Origin of the sequence: Streptomyces sp. NPDC056224, assembly GCF_042267665.1 — a bacterium.
Lineage (GTDB): Bacteria > Actinomycetota > Actinomycetes > Streptomycetales > Streptomycetaceae > Streptomyces.
In genome coordinates, this window is sequence record NZ_JBHJTK010000024.1 from 96,861 (window position 1) to 112,267 (window position 15,407).

The window sequence follows — 15,407 nt, forward strand, 5'->3', positions numbered from 1 at the left end:
ATGCCACGTGAGCGGGGCCGGTAAGCGCCTTGCCGGCAATAGGCGGGACAGCTAGCCGAAACACTGCGTGAACACATGTCGTATAAACTCCGCAAACGAGGCAGAGAGTTGGCGCGCGGCCATTGCCCCTCAGCCCCCCTCTGGCCCCAGAATGCGACAGCGCCGTCCGCACCTCCCCCCTTCCACAGGTCTCCCAAGTGAGAGGCGACCCACCATGCCGCTGCATGTCCCTCCGGCTCCCGCGCCCGCCCTCCGCTGCGTCCTCGCGGCCCTCGGCTCCCCCACGGCCGTGCACGAGGCGCACACTCCCGCCCTGCGCGCGATCCAGGGGCCCCTGACCGCCGAACTCCCGCTCCCGGTCCACGTCCTCGACCGGCTGGACGTCTCGAACCTGGCGGTCGGCGGCAGGCCGACCCGCACGCGCCTGACCGGCTGGCGGTTCCTCGTCCGCAGCGGGGACCGGTACGTCGCGGCGGCCGACACCCGGCTGACACCGGACGGCTGGGCCTTCTCGCATTTCTTCGAGGGCCCCTACGTGACCGCCACCGAACGCGCGCTGCGCCAGGCCGAGTCGCTCGGCGATGCGTACCAGCCCCGGCTGCTGTCCGTACCGGAGCTGTACATGCTGACCCTGTGGCTGCACGGCGCCGTGGGTGCCGACGCGTCGGCCGGCCTGCTCGCCGCCGAGGACCTGCTGGTGCCCCTGGCACCGGCGCCGCCCGGCATCGCCCCGTACCGGCCGCATCCGGTCTCCGAGTTGCTGCCGGTGCTGACCCACCGGCTGACCCCGGCGACGGCGCCGGTCCCGCCGTCGCTGGCCGCTCCCGCCGCCTGACCCGAGTGACCATTCGGCCTAGTCCTCTCGGGCCACGTGCGAACCATCCGAAATGACAGGGGAGTTGGCCTGAACCGCCCGCACGAGTGATGCGTCATCAATCAGTGAGGACAGCCGGCGGGAAATGCCTGCGAAGTGGCTGTCGTGGGGGAAGACTGATGACAAGCTCCCCGCGGGTGCGGGGATGACCCAGGGGGACGGCCATGAACCACGCATCGAGCCGTAGCACACAGACCACACCGCAGCGAAAGAACGCATCCATGTGCCAGCACCAGCCAGCCTGCCCGTCAGCCGAATCCGCCGACCGGGAGGCAGCGCTCCCGGTGGCCAACCACCCGGAGCAGGGCTGGAGCCTGCTGTGCAATGGCGTCCTGCTCTTCGAGGACACCGGCGAGCTGCTGCCGGACGGCCAGATCATCGCCCCGCACCGCCCGCTCGCGGGGGCACAGGCGGCCTAGCCGGCAGCGCGACCGAGGAACGGCGAAGGGGCCGGTCCGGGAGAAGATCTCCCGGACCGGCCCCTTCTGTCATGCTCAGTTGTCGTACTCGTCCAGCGGCGGGCAGGAGCAGACCAGGTTCCGGTCGCCGAAGGCGCCGTCGATCCGGCGCACCGGCGGCCAGTACTTCTCGGCGGCCGTGACGCCACCCGGGAAGACCGCCTCGTCACGGGTGTACGGGTGGTTCCACTCGCCGCCCAGCGCCGCTGCGGTGTGCGGGGAGTTGGCCAGCGGGTTGTCGTCCACCGGCCACTCGCCGGCCGCGACCCGCTCGATCTCGCCGCGGATGGCGATCATCGCGTCGCAGAAGCGGTCGATCTCGGCGAGGTCCTCGGACTCCGTCGGCTCGATCATCAGCGTGCCGGCGACCGGGAAGGACATCGTCGGGGCGTGGAAGCCGTAGTCGATCAGACGCTTGGCGATGTCGTCCACGCTCACGCCCGTCGCCTTCGACAGCGGGCGCAGGTCGATGATGCACTCGTGCGCGACCAGGTTGCCCGGGCCGGTGTAGAGCACCGGGTAGTGCGGCTCCAGGCGCTTGGCGATGTAGTTGGCGCCCAGCACCGCCACCTGGGTGGCGCGCTTGAGGCCTTCGCCGCCCATGAGGCGCACGTACGACCAGGAAATCGGCAGGATGCCCGCGGAGCCCCACGGGGCGGCCGAGATCGGGCCGACGCCCGTCTCGGGACCGGCCGTCGGCTGCAGCGGGTGGTTCGGCAGGTACGGGGCCAGGTGGGCCCGGACACCGACCGGGCCGACGCCGGGACCGCCGCCGCCGTGCGGGATGCAGAAGGTCTTGTGCAGGTTCAGGTGCGAGACGTCGCCGCCGAAGTGACCCGGCTTCGCCAGGCCCACCAGGGCGTTGAGGTTGGCACCGTCCACGTAGACCTGGCCGCCGGCCTCGTGCACCTGGGCGCAGATGTCGGCGACGTGCTCCTCGAACACACCGTGCGTGGAGGGGTACGTGATCATCAGCACGGAGAGCTCGTCACGGTACTGCTCGATCTTGGCGCGCAGGTCGGCCGCGTCCACCTCGCCGTCGTCGGCGGTCTTGACGACGACGACCTTCATGCCGGCCATCACGGCGCTGGCCGCGTTGGTGCCGTGCGCGGAGGACGGGATGAGGCAGACGGTGCGCTGCTCGTCGCCGTTGGCGCGGTGGTAGGCGCGGACGGCCAGCAGGCCGGCGAGCTCACCCTGGGAGCCGGCGTTCGGCTGGATGGAGACCTTGTCGTAGCCGGTGACCTCGGAGAGACGTTCCTCCAGCTCGGTGATGAGCGTGAGGTACCCCTCCGCCTGCTCCACCGGGGCGAACGGGTGCAGCTGGCCGAACTCGGGCCAGGTGACCGGCTCCATCTCGGTGGTCGCGTTGAGCTTCATGGTGCAGGAGCCCAGCGGGATCATGCCGCGGTCCAGCGCGTAGTCCTTGTCCGAGAGCTTGCGCAGGTAGCGCAGCATCGCGGTCTCGGAGCGGTGCTGGTGGAAGACCGGGTGCGTCAGGTAGTCGTCCGAGCGCAGCAGGCCCTCGGGCAGGGTGTCCGCCGTGGTCTCGTCCAGCGCCTCGATGTCCGCGCTGACACCGAAGGCCGCCCAGACGGCGTCGATGTCGGCGCGCAGGGTGGTCTCGTCGCAGGCGACGGAGACGTGGTCCGCGTCGGCCTGGTAGAGGTTGACACCGCCCTGGCGGGCCGCGGCGACGACCTCGGCCGCGCGGCCCGGGACGCGGGCCGTGATGGTGTCGAAGTAGGCGCCGTGCACGATCTCGACGCCGCCCGCCTGCAGGCCCGCGGCGAGCAGGGCCGCGTAGCGGTGGGTCCGGCGGGCGATCGTCCGCAGGCCGTCCGGGCCGTGGTAGACGGCGTACATGGCGGCCATGACGGCCAGCAGCACCTGAGCGGTACAGATGTTGCTGGTGGCCTTCTCGCGGCGGATGTGCTGCTCACGGGTCTGCAGCGCCAGCCGGTACGCCTTGTTGCCGTCCGCGTCGACGGAGACGCCGACGAGGCGCCCGGGCAGCGAGCGGGCGTGCTTGGCCTGGACTGCCATGTAACCGGCGTGCGGTCCGCCGAAGCCCATCGGGACGCCGAAGCGCTGGGTGGTGCCGACGGCGATGTCCGCGCCGAGCTCGCCCGGCGAGGTCAGCAGGGTCAGGGCGAGCAGGTCGGCCGAGACGGTGACGATGGCACCGAGCTCGTGCGCCTGGTCGATGAGCGGCTTGATCTCCCGTACGGCACCGGAGGCGCCCGGGTACTGCAGGAGCACGCCGAAGACGCCGCGCTCGGCGATCTCGGCCGGGATGCCGTCCGACAGGTCCGCGACGACGACCTCGACGCCCGTGGGCTCGGCGCGGGTCTCGATCACGGCGATGGTCTGCGGCAGCGCGTCGGCGTCGATCAGGAAGACGCCGTCCTTGACCTTGCCCACCCGGCGCGCGAGGGACATGGCCTCGGCGGCCGCGGTGCCCTCGTCGAGCAGCGAGGCGCCCGAGGTCGGCAGCCCGGTGAGGTCGGCGACGACGGTCTGGAAGTTCAGCAGCGCTTCGAGGCGGCCCTGGGAGATCTCGGGCTGGTAAGGCGTGTACGCCGTGTACCAGGCCGGGTTCTCCATGACGTTGCGCAGGATCACCGGCGGCGTGAAGGTCCCGTAGTAGCCGAGACCGATCATCGACGAGAGGACCTGGTTGCGGTCGGCGAGGGAGCGCAGCTCGGCCAGCACCTCCGCCTCGGTCCGCGCCTCGGGCAGGTTCAGCGCTTCGGCGGTCTTGATGACATCCGGCACCGCGGCGGCGGTCAGTTCGTCCAGGGAGCCGTAGCCCACCTGGGCGAGCATCTTCGCCTGCGCCTCGGCATCCGGACCGATGTGGCGCTGCTCGAAGGGGATGCCTCGCTCCAGCTGGGAGAGCGGAATGCGGTTGGCGGTCATGTACGGAGGCCTCCTGGTCGTATGACCTGCGAGGGGCACCACGGCGCGGGCACCCGGACGGCCTCCCCCTCTGTCATCTCAACCTGAGAGTTTCACCGGCCGCTCGAGGGTCGCTCGAAAAGAACCGGTTTTCACCGTCGGTGAGGAGAGGAACCGGCACTGCGTCCGGTACCTGCCCCTGCTTTCCAGAGTGGCCTCGTCCGTGCGGTACGTATGCCTGAGAGATTCCGGGGAGGATTTGCTCCTTCGGCGCCTCCGTCAAGATCACTCGGAGGACTCTCCCGCACAGGGTCGACAGCCATCACCCAGCCTACCAGCGAGGATCTGGACACTCCCCGAGTGGCCTCAGCTAACGAAATGCACTTCTGTAGTCATTACGGAGGAGTTGCGACCATTTGGAGGGACCGTGCAGACCGACATCGATCCGCGCAGCCTGATCGGCCGCAAGGCGTTCGACCGCAACGGCACCAAGATCGGCACCATTGACGAGGTCTACCTCGACGACGCCACGGGCGTCCCGGAATGGGCCGCCGTGCGCACCGGTCTGTTCAGCCGGGACGCCTTCGTCCCGCTGGAGCCCAGTGAGCTGGTGGGCGACACCCTGCGGGTGCCCTTCGACCGCTCCCTGATCAAGGACGCCCCCGATTTCGGTGTCGGCCGCCACCTCTCCCCGGAGCAGGAGCTCCAGCTCTACCACCACTACGGCCTGGACGTGACCCTGCCCACGGACTTCCAGCGCGACTTCGGCCACCTGGCGGGCGACGAGGGCTGAGTGCCCGCCCGGTCCCCGCCCCGCTGCTCCCCCGGGGGCTTGCGGGGAATCACGGTGTCGCCTCCCCCAAGCCTCAGCCCTCCGCTGCCGCCGGCCCCTCCCCCACCAGCGGCAGCGGATCGGACGGCTCCAGCTCGGGGTCGTCCACCCGGAAGGTCCGCACCCGGCCGGGCTGCGATCCCGGCTGCTCGAACCGCACGGTCACCCGCCCGACCCCGCTGCCCTGCACCCACCCGGGCCCGTACACCGCGTGCCGTACGTCGCTCCCGGCCGCCCAGCGCCGCTCCGGGGCGGGCTCCGGCTCCCCGGATGGCTCCACGTGCTCCGGGGCCGTGACAGCGGCCGCACCGGCCTCGGCGGTCACGTCGGGCTCGGTGGGCCCGCCCTGCGGCCGTTCGCCCAGCGACTGGGCGAACAGATCCTCCTGCGTGTAGTCCGCCAGCCCGGTCACGCCCACCCCCAGCAGCCGCACCCCGCCCGTGGTGTCCACGCCCTCCAGCAGCCGCGCGGCCGCCTCACGCACCACCGCGGGGTCGTCCGTGGGCCCCCGCAGCGTCTCGGAGCGCGTCAGCGTCGAGAAGTCGTAGCGCCGGACCTTGAGCACGATCGTGCGCCCCGAGTGCCCGGACGCCCGCAACCGCTGCACGCACCGGTCGGCGAGCCGCTGCACCTCGGTCCGGATCCGCACCCGGTCGTGCAGGTCCACGTCGAAGGTGTCCTCCACCGACACCGATTTCGCGTCCCGCTCCGCGACCACCGGCCGGTCGTCCAGGCCCAGGGCCATCCGGTGCAGGCCCACGCCGTGCGCGCGCCCGACCATCCGGACCAGCTCGTCCTCCCCGGCCTCCACCAGGTCTCCCACGGTGGTGATCCCGGCGCGGCGCAGGTGCTCGCCGGTGGCCGGCCCCACCCCGGGCAGGGTCCGTACCGACATCGGCGCGAGGAGCTCCCGCTCCGTCCCCGGCTCGATCAGCAGCAGACCCGCCGGCTTGGCCTCCTCCGACGCCACCTTGGCCAGCATCTTCGAGCCGGCCAGCCCCACCGACCCGCTGAGCCCCGTCACGGCCCGGATGTCCGCCCGCAGCCGCTCCCCCGCGGCCCGGGCGCCCGGCCCGTCGAAAGCGACGCCGCCCGCCTCCAGATCCACGAAGGCCTCGTCCAGGCTGAGCGGCTCCACGAGTGGCGACAGCTCCCGCAGCAGGGCCATCACCACGTCGCTGACCTCGCGGTAGAGACTGAAGCGCGGGATCAGGCAGGCTCCGTTCGGGCAGAGCCGCCGCGCCTGCGCCATCGGCATCGCCGAGTGCACCCCGAACCGCCTGGCCTCGTACGAGGCGGTGGCGACGACCCCGCGCGGCCCGAGGCCGCCCACGATGACGGCCTTGCCCCGCAGGCTCGGCTTCGACGCCTGCTCGACGGAGGCGTAGAAGGCATCCATGTCCAGATGCAGGATGGTCGGCGCGGCTCTCACAGCACCGATGCTGCCCTACGCCTCTGACAACGGGACCGGTCCGGCCGGGTTCACACGGCCCGGTTGCGACGGGCGGCCAGTTCGTCCGCCGGATTGTGCCCGACCAGGGTCTCGCCGGTGTCCACCCGCTCCCCGTGCAGCTGGGACAGCGCGTTCTCCACGTCGCGCCACACCACGCCCACGGCGATCCCGAAGATGCCCTGACCGCCCTGGAGCAGGCTCACGACCTGGTCCGGCGAGGTGCACTCGTACACGGTGGCGCCGTCGCTCATCAGCGTCATCCGCTCCAGGTCGCAGAACCCGCGGTCACGCAGGTGCTGCACGGCCGCACGGATGTTCTGCAGCCCCACCCCGGTGTCCAGGAAACGCTTGACGATCTTGAGGACGACCACGTCCCGGAAGCTGTACAGCCGCTGCGTGCCCGACCCGTACGCGGGCCGCACGCTCGGCTCCACCAGCCCGGTCCGCGCCCAGTAGTCGAGCTGCCGGTAGGTGATGCCGGCCGCGGCACACGCCGTCGGCCCGCGGTATCCGATCTGCTCGGGCGCCGGCTCGCCATCCACCGGTCCGACCGGCGTCGACTCCGGCTGACGGCGCGCGGCACCGGCCGCACCACCGTGCAGCGGGTACGAGCCACCGTCACTCCGTGCGGGGGTGCCCCCGGTCGTACCGTCGCCCGTGATCCTCACGCCGACCCTCCGTCCTTGACCTGCCACCTTGAAGGTAGGCAGTCACCAGGGGTGCGTCAACGATCGCCACACTCGGCACGCCGAGTGATAATCACCCTGAGAGTGGTTTCCCGTATCCGATTGCGGGGAAAGGCTACTCGAATGGGCTGGTACTTCCCCGTGGACGACGCGGCCTGCGCGTCACTGCGGGCCGGTGCCGAAGTCCTCGGGCGAGATCTGGTCGAGGAACTCGCGGAACTTCTCCACCTCGTCCTCCTGCTCGTCCGGGATCGCGATCCCGGCGTCGTCGAGCACACCGTCACTGCCGTAGATCGGCGTCCCCGTGCGCAGGGCCAGCGCTATCGCGTCCGAGGGCCGCGCGCTCACCTCGACCCCGCTGGCGAAGACAAGCTCCGCGTAGAAGACGCCCTCCCGCAGATCCGTGATCCGGACCTCGGTGAGCTCCTCGCCGATCGCCTCCAGCACGTCCTTGAACAGGTCGTGCGTCAGCGGTCGGGCAGGGGCCATTCCCTGTTGCGCGAAGGCAATGGCGGTCGCCTCCCCAGGGCCGATCCAGATGGGGAGGTACCGGTCGCCTCCCACTTCACGCAGGAGCACGATCGGTTGGTTGGAGGGCATTTCCACCCGGACACCCACAACGTCGAGCTCGTTCACACAGCAACCCTAGGACCTGCTCGGCCGGTTTGGGTAGTCGGGGGCCCCTGGGTCACGGCAGCCGGACCCCGAGGGCGGTCTGCACGAGGGCCTCGTGCAGCCTGACGGAGAGCCCGGCGAGCTCCTTCGTCGTGGCTTCCGCATGCGCCCTGGTCTGGGGGTTGCGGTGCCGTCGCAACGGCGACACGACCTGCTCGATCAGGCCCGCCTCTCGGTCCGCGGCGGCCTTCATCGCGCGCAGGTGCCGCGGCTCCAGCCCGAACCGCCCCAGATCGGCCACCAGCCGGGCCACGGTGACCGCCTCGGCGTCGAATCCGCCGCCGGGCAACTCGGCGAGCAGCCCGTACGACTCCCACTCGACCAGCTGGACCTCGTCCACGTCGGCGGCCGCGATCAGCTCGGCCCGGCCCACCCGGGCCGCGGTGGGCCGCTCCCGGCCCACCTCGCCGTACACGGCCACGGGGCTGGCGGGATCGACGGATTCGCCGTGCGGCGTGGGCGCCGGGATGCGGACCTGCTCACCGCGCGCGAGCGCGTCGAGTTGCTCCCGGATGACTTTCAGCGGCAGGTAGTGATCGCGCTGCAGGCGCAGGATGCGGGCCAGCCGCTCCACGTCCTCGGTGCTGAACTTGCGATATCCCGAAGGTGTGCGCCGGGGCTCGACGAGCCCTTCCGCCTCCAGGAAGCGGATCTTCGAGATCGTGACCTCGGGGAACTCGTCACGCAGCGTGGTGAGCACCGTGCCGATGCTCACCAGCCGCCCGGCCGGGCCGGAGGTGCCGGCGGTGCCGTTCTTCGCGGCACCGCCGGTCGGGGTACGCAGCATGGAACCTTCCCTCTGGGCCCCTGGACACCTCCCGGCGACGGCCGGGGGAAGGAGTCCGGGGGGCGGGTCAGATGCCTCGCAGGCTCGCGTAGAAGACCAGCCGGTACTTGCCGATCTGCACCTCGTCGCCGTTGTGCAGCGCGACGGAGTCGATCGGCTCCCGGTTCACGTACGTGCCGTTGAGGCTGCCGACGTCGGCGACGGTGAAGCCGCCGTCCTGGCTCCGGCGGAACTCGACATGACGCCGGGAGACGGTGACGTCATCCAGGAAGATGTCGCTCTGCGGGTGCCGTCCGGCCGTGGTCAGCTCGCCGTCCAGCAGGAAGCGGCTACCGGAGTTGGGGCCGCGCCGCACGATGAGCAGGGCGGAACCGGGGGGCAGCGCTTCCACCGCGGCCTGGGCCTCGGGGGACAGCGAGGACGACACGTGCGGTTGTCCCGACACCTCGGCCTCGTAGGCCTCAAGACCCGAGATCGAGATGGTGGACGTGGTCTCCGAGGCACGCTCCGGCGTCAGACCCGCCCGCAGCGGCGCGCCGCAGTTGGAGCAGAACCGGCTGGCCGCATCGCTGCGGTGTCCGCACCTGCTGCAAATCTGCTCGGCCGACATGGACGGCTCCTCGCGCCGCGGCTGCCCCGCGGAGGCATTGGTGGCATACGGGTCGGGGGCAAACCCTCCACCCGCACTTGAGGTTGACGGATCACCGAAACCTATGCGTCCGGTACCGGCAGGGTCAACAGCCGACGCGCCGTGGGCGCCCGAAATGTCACCCCCGCCCGCGACCTCGTCGCGGAAGAGCGGCCGGTCGCCCTGCCCTTCGGCCTCACCCTGGCCGGCGCGGTGACGTGCCGCGCCGCTTTCCTCACGGCTCTTCTTGCCGAACAACTTCTCAAACAACTTCACGGGCGATTCCCCTTGACCGAAACAGACCCGCCCGTGGGGCAGGACGAACTCCGAATGCAACACCTGCCGACCCGGACATTCTCACAACGTCCGTAACCACCAGACAGTTTCCACCACACACCGCGACTTCTGTGCGCCGACCCCCCGCAGGCCTGCGCCCGCGTGAACCGGTCCACTCTCCGCCCCGCATCATCACGATGACGACCGAGCGTAGTCAGGCTGCTTCGCAGCCCGCAAGGCATCCACAACGATCTTCGCCGACCGTGTGACGGCGACGGTCGCCTGTTCCTTCTCCAGCGTCTGCACGACACCGCCGGGGATGTTGAGGGCGGGCTCCAGATCCTGCGGCTTGCCGATCACCCTGAATTCGTAGGGTTGTGTGATCTTCTTACCGTCGATCCCGACCCCGCCGTTCTCGTCCGAGAAGTACGAGCCCGCCACCACGCGCACACCGTTGATCTGGATCGCCTCGGCGCCGGCCGCCCGCAGCTCCTGAAGCGTGTCCAGCAACTGGTCGGACCGCACCTGACCCTTGGGATCGGCGATCTTCAGCGTGATGCCGGGCCCCTGAGCTGCCACCGTACCGGCCAGGATGCCGAGTTGGCGTTCTTTCTCCACCGTCTGCTTCCGGGCCTCCTCGGCCTGGTTGGAACTGCTCTCCAGCTCCTTGCGCTGATCTTCCAGCCGCTGCTTCTCGTCCTCCAGGCGCTTGGTCCGCCCGTCGAGCTCGTCGAGGATCCGCACGAGGTCCTCCTGGCGGGCCCCGCGCAGCGCGCTGGAGTCGCTGTTCGACCGCACCTGGATGGCCAGCCCCAGGCCCAGCACGAACAGCAGCAGCGCGACGATCAGTTGTGCCCTGCTCACCCGCGGCGGCCACAGCCCGGCCGCGAGACGCTCCCGTCCCGTCTCCTGGGGCGCCGGCGTCTCGGTCGGGGCCTGCGGCTCGGTCGGGGCCTGCGGCTCGGTCTGCTCGGTCTGCTCGGGCGGGACCGGGTGCGCGGGCGGAACCGGCTGCGCGGGAGCCCCGGACCCCTTGGAACCGTTGGTCTGGTCGGGCCCGACGGGCCCCTTCGACCCGCCCGGCCCTTCGGACCCCTCGGAGCGCTCCGGCGGAGTGCCGTTCGTACTCATCGGCCTCACGCCCGGAACACGTGCCGGCGGATGGCCGCGGCGTTGGAGAAGATGCGGATGCCGAGGACCACGACCACGCCCGTGGACAGCTGCGAGCCGACACCCAGCTTGTCGCCGAGGAAGACGATCAGCGCCGCCACGACCACGTTCGACAGGAACGACACCACGAAGACCTTGTCCACGAAGATGCCGTCCAGCATTGCGCGCAAGCCCCCGAACACCGCGTCCAGCGCCGCCACCACGGCGATCGGCAGATAAGGCTCCACCACGGCCGGCACTTCGGGGCGGACCAGAAGTCCGACCACCACTCCGGCCAAGAGGCCCAGTACCGCGATCACGATGCACCCTTCTGCTGCTCTGCTGTAGCTGTACGTACGGTCAGGCTCGACGCGGCCGGCAGCCGCACCTCATCCGCGGCGGACAGCGTGTAGCGGATCCCGTAGCTCTCCTGCAGCACGTGCAGGTACTGACCGTCCGCCGAGTCCTGGAACGCGGGGCCGAGCCGCTTCTTGTCCCCCACCGCCAGCACCTCGTACGGCGGCACGAGCGGCCTGTTGTCGACCAGTATCGCGTCACCCGCGGCCCTGATCGCAGACAGCGCCGTCAGCCGCTGTCCGTTGATGGAGATCGCCTCCGCCCCGGACTGCCACAGCCCGTTGACGATCTTCTGCATGTCGCGGTCGCGGACCCGCCCCGTGTCCGAGAAGCCCGAGCTCTCGCGCGGTCCCCCGCCTTCACCCGGCGAGGCGCCCTTCGCGTCGTCCACGACCAGCTTGACCCCGGGACCGCGCACCTCCGTGGCACCGGACAGCAGCGCGACGAGCTCCTCCCGGCCCCCGCCGGGCTGCTTGAGCGCGGCACGCTGGCGGTCGGCGACATCGGTCCGCAGGCGCTCGATGTCCCCCTCCAGGCCCTTCGCGCGATCGTCGGCCCGCTGCACGCGGTCGATCAGTTCCTGACGCTCCTTGGCCAGCACCGGCGCGGCTATCCGCGCCTCGGCGGCACCGAGCGTGACGACCATGGCGGCCAGCACGAGCCCGGCGGCGAGCGCCAGCTTGGCCTTGAGGGTGCGCGGGAGCCCCGCCGTACCGTCCGCCTCGCGCCGGGCCGAAGCCTCCGCATATCCCTCGTCGAGGCCGTGGTCCATCACGTGCGTCAGCAGCGACATGGAGGCGTCCGGGCGCCCGGGCCCGGGAGAGGCCGAACTCCGGCTGAGGGGCGGCTGCGACATGCCGCACATCGTCGCATGTCGGCGCCGCACACACCCAATGCACCCGTCCCGCGGGCCGGGCGGGGAACTCTCCCCCGCCCGGCCCGCGGGACGTCGGTCATGTGCGGATCACCGCACGGCACTCAGTGCCCGGCACCGTCCACGACGCCCGCCCACTCGTCGAGCAGGGCCTGCGCCGAGGCGTCGTCGGGGCCTTCGGCCCACAGATGGGTGACGGCCTCCGCCGGATCCGGCAGGACCAGCGCCCACCGTCCGTCGGCCTCCACGACCCGCACCCCGTCGGTGGTGTCCACTTGCCGCTCGCCCGCGGCTTCCACGACCCTGCGCATCACGAGCCCCTTGACCGCCCACGGCGTCGGCACGTCCCGCTTGAGCACGTGGGCCCGCGGAATGCGCGCGTCGATCTGGCTCAGGGTGAGCTGGGTGCGCGCCACCAGCCCGAGCAGCTGCACGAAGGCCGCCGAACCGTCGATGACGCTGCCGAATTCGGGAACGATGAATCCGCCACGCCCGTCACCGCCGAAGATGGTGTTCTCCGCCCGGCCCACCCGGGTCAGGTCGTCGGGCGAGGTCGTCGTCCACTCCACCTGCGTGCCGTGGTACGCCGCCACCTGCTCGGCGACACGCGTCGTGGTCACCGGCAGGGCGACCTTGCCGCTGCGCTTCTCCGCGGCCACCAGGTCGAGCATCACCAGCAGCGCCCGGTCGTCCTCGATGATCCGGCCGCGCTCGTCCACCAGGGAGATGCGCTCGCCGACCGGGTCGAAGCGCACGCCGAAGGCGGCCCGCGCCGAGGCCACGATCTCGCCGAGGCGCACCAGCCCGGCCCGCCGGGACTCGCTGGTCTCCGTCGGCCTGGTCTCGTCGAGCCCGGGATTGATCGTCAGCGCGTCCACTCCGAGCCGGCCGAGCAGGCTGGGCAGGACGAGTCCGGCGCTGCCGTTGGAGGCGTCCACGACGACCTTGAGCCCTGCGTCGCCGATCCCGGTGGTGTCGACCCGGCGCAGCAGCGAACCCGTGTAGGCGTCGAAGACGCTGCCCGGGAACTGCAGGTCACCGATCTCTCCGGGGAAGGCACGCCGGTACTCCTGGCGCGAGTACACCCGGTCGAGCTTGCGCTGTCCCTGGAGCGAGAGGTCCGCTCCGCGCTCGTCGAGGAACATGATGTCCACGGAGTCCGGCACTCCCGGCGAGGTCCGCAGCACGATCCCGCCCGCGCTGCCGCGTGCGGTCTGCTGCCGCGCGACGGGAAGCGGCACGTTCTCCAGGTCGCGCACGTTGATGGCGCTGGCCTGGAGCGCCGAGATCACGGCCCGCTTGAGCGCTCGGGCGCCTCGGGAGTGGTCGCGGGCGGTGGTGACCGTCGCGCCCTTCTTCAGCATCGTCGCGTAGGCGCCCGCGAGCCGGACGACCAGCTCGGGGGTGATCTCCACGTTCAGGATCCCGGAGACACCGCGCGCACCGAACAGATGTGCCTGCCCGCGGGACTCCCAGATCACCGACGTGTTGACGAAGGCGCCGGCCTCGATCGTCTTGAACGGGTAGACCCGGACATTGCCCTGGATGATCGACTCCTCGCCGACGAGGCACTCGTCGCCGATGACCGCACCGTCCTCGATCCGGGCGGACCGCATGATGTCGGTGTTCTTGCCGATGACGCAACCGCGGAGATTGCTGTGGGGTCCGATGTACACGTTGTCGTGGACGACGGCCTTGTGCAGGAAGGCACCGCTCTTGACGACGACGTTCGATCCGATGACGGTGTGCTCGCGGATCTCGACGCCCGCCTCGACCTTGGCGTAGTCCCCGATGTACAGCGGCCCGCGCAGCACCGCGTCCGGGCTCACCTCGGCGCCTTCGGCGATCCACACCCCGGGCGAGATCTCGAAGCCGTCCATGTCGACCTGGACCTTGCCTTCGAGCACGTCGGCCTGGGCCTTGACGTAGCTCTCGTGGGTGCCGACGTCCTCCCAGTAGCCCTCGGCCACGTAGCCGTAGATCGGCCGGCCTTCCTTCATCAGCTGGGGGAAGACGTCACCGGACCAGTCCACCGAGACGTCCGCGTCCACGTAGTCGAAAATTTCCGGCTCCATCACGTAGATGCCGGTGTTGATGGTGTCCGAGAACACCTGGCCCCAGGTCGGCTTCTCCAGGAAGCGCTCGACCTTGCCCTCCTCGTCCACGATGGTGATGCCGAATTCCAGCGGGTTGGGCACCCGGGTCAGGCAGACCGTGACGAGTCCGCCCTTTTCCTTGTGGAATCGGATGAGATCGCTGAGGTCGAAGTCGGTGAGCGCGTCGCCGGAGATCACGAGGAAGGTGTCGTCCTTCAACGCCTCCTCGGCATTCTTCACGCTGCCGGCGGTCCCGAGTGGCTTCTCCTCGTTGGCATAGGTGAGCTCCATTCCGAGCTCCTCGCCGTCACCGAAGTAGTTCTTGACGAGCGACGCCAGGAACTGCACGGTGACCACGGTCTCGCTGAGCCCATGCCGCTTGAGCAGCCTGAGCACATGCTCCATGATCGGCCGGTTGGCCACCGGCAGGAGCGGCTTGGGCATGCTCGAGGTCATGGGGCGAAGGCGTGTGCCTTCACCACCGGCCATCACGACGGCCTTCATGTCGGAAGAGTCCTCCTTGAGAGACGACGTTCTCGCCGACCTCACCCGGTCCGGACGGTGACTCCGCTACTCCTCCGCGTCATCAGGCGCCGAGCGAGCTCAATCGGCCGTGGTGTCCGCCTTCACCAGACGACGGACCTGCACCACGTACAGCACTCCTGCCCACCAATACAGAGTTGTACCCCATCCCGCGAACGCCCATCCGAAAACTGACCCCATCCAGGCCAACCAGCCGGTGCCATCACTGAGGAGAAGCAACGGGAACGCGTACATCAGGTTGAACGTGGCGGCCTTGCCGAGGAAGTTCACCTGCGGCGGGGGATAGCCGTGGCGGCGCAGGATCCACACCATCACCAGCAGCATCAGCTCGCGCGCGATCAGGGCGCCGGTGAGCCACAGCGGCAGAATCTCGCGGTACGTCAGACCGAACAGCGTCGACAGGATGTAGAGCCGGTCCGCGGCCGGATCCAGCAGCCGTCCGAGGTTGCTGATCTGATTCCAGCGCCGGGCGAGCTTCCCGTCGAGGTAGTCACTGATCCCGCTGAGCATGAGGACGGCCAGGGCCCACCCGTCGTACTCGGCCAGGATCAGCCACAGGAACAGGGGTACGCCGGCCAGGCGAGCCATGCTCAGGATGTTGGGAATGGTGAAAATTCGGTCAGTCTGAACCCGAGTCTCCTGGACCTCCACCCGGGGGCCTCCACTGTGACTGTAGAAATGTCGAACGATGCCCCTTGACCCTACAGGAGTCCGCACAGGTGTCCTGAACGCAGAAAAGCCCCGCACCGGACCCCGGAGGGTCTGGTGCGGGGCTTCCGCAATGATTGTTCGGCGGCGTCCTACTCTCCCACAGGGTC

The 15,407-nt window shown here is 70.2% G+C and carries 14 protein-coding genes and 1 riboswitch; of the genes, 3 read left to right on the forward strand and 11 right to left on the reverse strand.

The features are described 5' to 3' along the window. Positions 1-214: 214 nt before the first annotated feature. Both ACFCZ1_RS25200 and ACFCZ1_RS25205 read left to right on the forward strand, forming a co-directional pair. Complete coding sequence (locus tag ACFCZ1_RS25200; protein ID WP_376680522.1) at positions 215-835, forward strand: hypothetical protein; 621 nt, start codon at positions 215-217, stop codon at positions 833-835. Positions 836-1,095: 260 nt separating this feature from the next. After that, complete coding sequence (locus ACFCZ1_RS25205) at positions 1,096-1,293, forward strand: DUF5999 family protein (RefSeq protein ID WP_328924569.1); 198 nt, start codon at positions 1,096-1,098, stop codon at positions 1,291-1,293. 75 nt (positions 1,294-1,368) lie between these two features. Here ACFCZ1_RS25205 and gcvP read toward each other — a convergent pair whose 3' ends face one another. Next, complete coding sequence (gcvP, locus tag ACFCZ1_RS25210; protein WP_376680523.1) at positions 1,369-4,254, reverse strand: aminomethyl-transferring glycine dehydrogenase; 2,886 nt, start codon at positions 4,252-4,254, stop codon at positions 1,369-1,371. 195 nt (positions 4,255-4,449) lie between these two features. Next, a riboswitch (glycine riboswitch) is annotated at positions 4,450-4,548 on the reverse strand. A 112-nt stretch (positions 4,549-4,660) separates the two neighbouring features. On the opposite strand from gcvP, the gene ACFCZ1_RS25215 reads away from it, so the two are divergent. After that, positions 4,661-5,026, forward strand: coding sequence for a PRC-barrel domain-containing protein (locus ACFCZ1_RS25215; RefSeq protein WP_362402649.1), 366 nt, complete (start codon positions 4,661-4,663; stop codon positions 5,024-5,026). 73 nt (positions 5,027-5,099) lie between these two features. On the opposite strand, the gene ACFCZ1_RS25220 is transcribed toward ACFCZ1_RS25215, so the two are convergent. From ACFCZ1_RS25220 to ACFCZ1_RS25265, 10 genes are all read right to left on the reverse strand, one after another. Then, a complete protein-coding gene (locus tag ACFCZ1_RS25220; RefSeq protein WP_376680524.1) occupies positions 5,100-6,497 on the reverse strand; it encodes a DNA polymerase IV in 1,398 nt (465 codons plus the stop codon). Between the two features lie 50 nt (positions 6,498-6,547). Further along, positions 6,548-7,186 (reverse strand): MerR family transcriptional regulator, encoded by a 639-nt coding sequence (locus ACFCZ1_RS25225; RefSeq protein WP_376680525.1) that lies wholly within the window; start codon positions 7,184-7,186, stop codon positions 6,548-6,550. Between the two features lie 180 nt (positions 7,187-7,366). Next, positions 7,367-7,840, reverse strand: coding sequence for a bifunctional nuclease family protein (locus ACFCZ1_RS25230; protein ID WP_030009777.1), 474 nt, complete (start codon positions 7,838-7,840; stop codon positions 7,367-7,369). Positions 7,841-7,892: 52 nt separating this feature from the next. Beyond that, complete coding sequence (locus ACFCZ1_RS25235) at positions 7,893-8,666, reverse strand: MerR family transcriptional regulator (protein ID WP_376680526.1); 774 nt, start codon at positions 8,664-8,666, stop codon at positions 7,893-7,895. A gap of 67 nt (positions 8,667-8,733) precedes the next feature. Further along, positions 8,734-9,276, reverse strand: a complete 543-nt coding sequence (locus ACFCZ1_RS25240; protein ID WP_376680527.1) for an FHA domain-containing protein — start codon at positions 9,274-9,276, stop codon at positions 8,734-8,736. 486 nt (positions 9,277-9,762) lie between these two features. Next, positions 9,763-10,701 carry a DUF881 domain-containing protein gene (locus ACFCZ1_RS25245; protein ID WP_376680528.1) on the reverse strand — a complete coding sequence of 313 codons (939 nt, stop codon included), beginning with the start codon at positions 10,699-10,701 and terminating at the stop codon, positions 9,763-9,765. Positions 10,702-10,706: 5 nt separating this feature from the next. Then, positions 10,707-11,039, reverse strand: coding sequence for a small basic family protein (locus ACFCZ1_RS25250; RefSeq protein WP_007262894.1), 333 nt, complete (start codon positions 11,037-11,039; stop codon positions 10,707-10,709). Then, complete coding sequence (locus tag ACFCZ1_RS25255; RefSeq protein WP_376680539.1) at positions 11,036-11,941, reverse strand: DUF881 domain-containing protein; 906 nt, start codon at positions 11,939-11,941, stop codon at positions 11,036-11,038. The genes ACFCZ1_RS25250 and ACFCZ1_RS25255 overlap by 4 nt, the downstream gene beginning before the upstream one ends. 113 nt (positions 11,942-12,054) lie before the next feature. After that, on the reverse strand, positions 12,055-14,550 hold the full coding sequence (locus tag ACFCZ1_RS25260; RefSeq protein WP_376680529.1) for a sugar phosphate nucleotidyltransferase: 2,496 nt from the start codon (positions 14,548-14,550) through the stop codon (positions 12,055-12,057). Between the two features lie 99 nt (positions 14,551-14,649). After that, positions 14,650-15,240, reverse strand: coding sequence for a CDP-alcohol phosphatidyltransferase family protein (locus ACFCZ1_RS25265; protein ID WP_376680530.1), 591 nt, complete (start codon positions 15,238-15,240; stop codon positions 14,650-14,652). Positions 15,241-15,407 lie beyond the last annotated feature (167 nt).

What these genes read in the sequence shown, in the direction of transcription:
- ACFCZ1_RS25260 (WP_376680529.1), bottom strand. Translation starts at nt 14,550, where the DNA reads ATGAAGGCCGTCGTGATGGCCGGTGGTGAAGGCACACGCCTTCGCCCC.
- ACFCZ1_RS25200 (WP_376680522.1), top strand. Translation starts at nt 215, where the DNA reads ATGCCGCTGCATGTCCCTCCGGCTCCCGCGCCCGCCCTCCGCTGCGTC.
- ACFCZ1_RS25205 (WP_328924569.1), top strand. Translation starts at nt 1,096, where the DNA reads ATGTGCCAGCACCAGCCAGCCTGCCCGTCAGCCGAATCCGCCGACCGG.
- gcvP (WP_376680523.1), bottom strand. Translation starts at nt 4,254, where the DNA reads ATGACCGCCAACCGCATTCCGCTCTCCCAGCTGGAGCGAGGCATCCCC.
- ACFCZ1_RS25235 (WP_376680526.1), bottom strand. Translation starts at nt 8,666, where the DNA reads ATGCTGCGTACCCCGACCGGCGGTGCCGCGAAGAACGGCACCGCCGGC.
- ACFCZ1_RS25255 (WP_376680539.1), bottom strand. Translation starts at nt 11,941, where the DNA reads ATGTGCGGCATGTCGCAGCCGCCCCTCAGCCGGAGTTCGGCCTCTCCC.
- ACFCZ1_RS25240 (WP_376680527.1), bottom strand. Translation starts at nt 9,276, where the DNA reads ATGTCGGCCGAGCAGATTTGCAGCAGGTGCGGACACCGCAGCGATGCG.
- ACFCZ1_RS25245 (WP_376680528.1), bottom strand. Translation starts at nt 10,701, where the DNA reads ATGAGTACGAACGGCACTCCGCCGGAGCGCTCCGAGGGGTCCGAAGGG.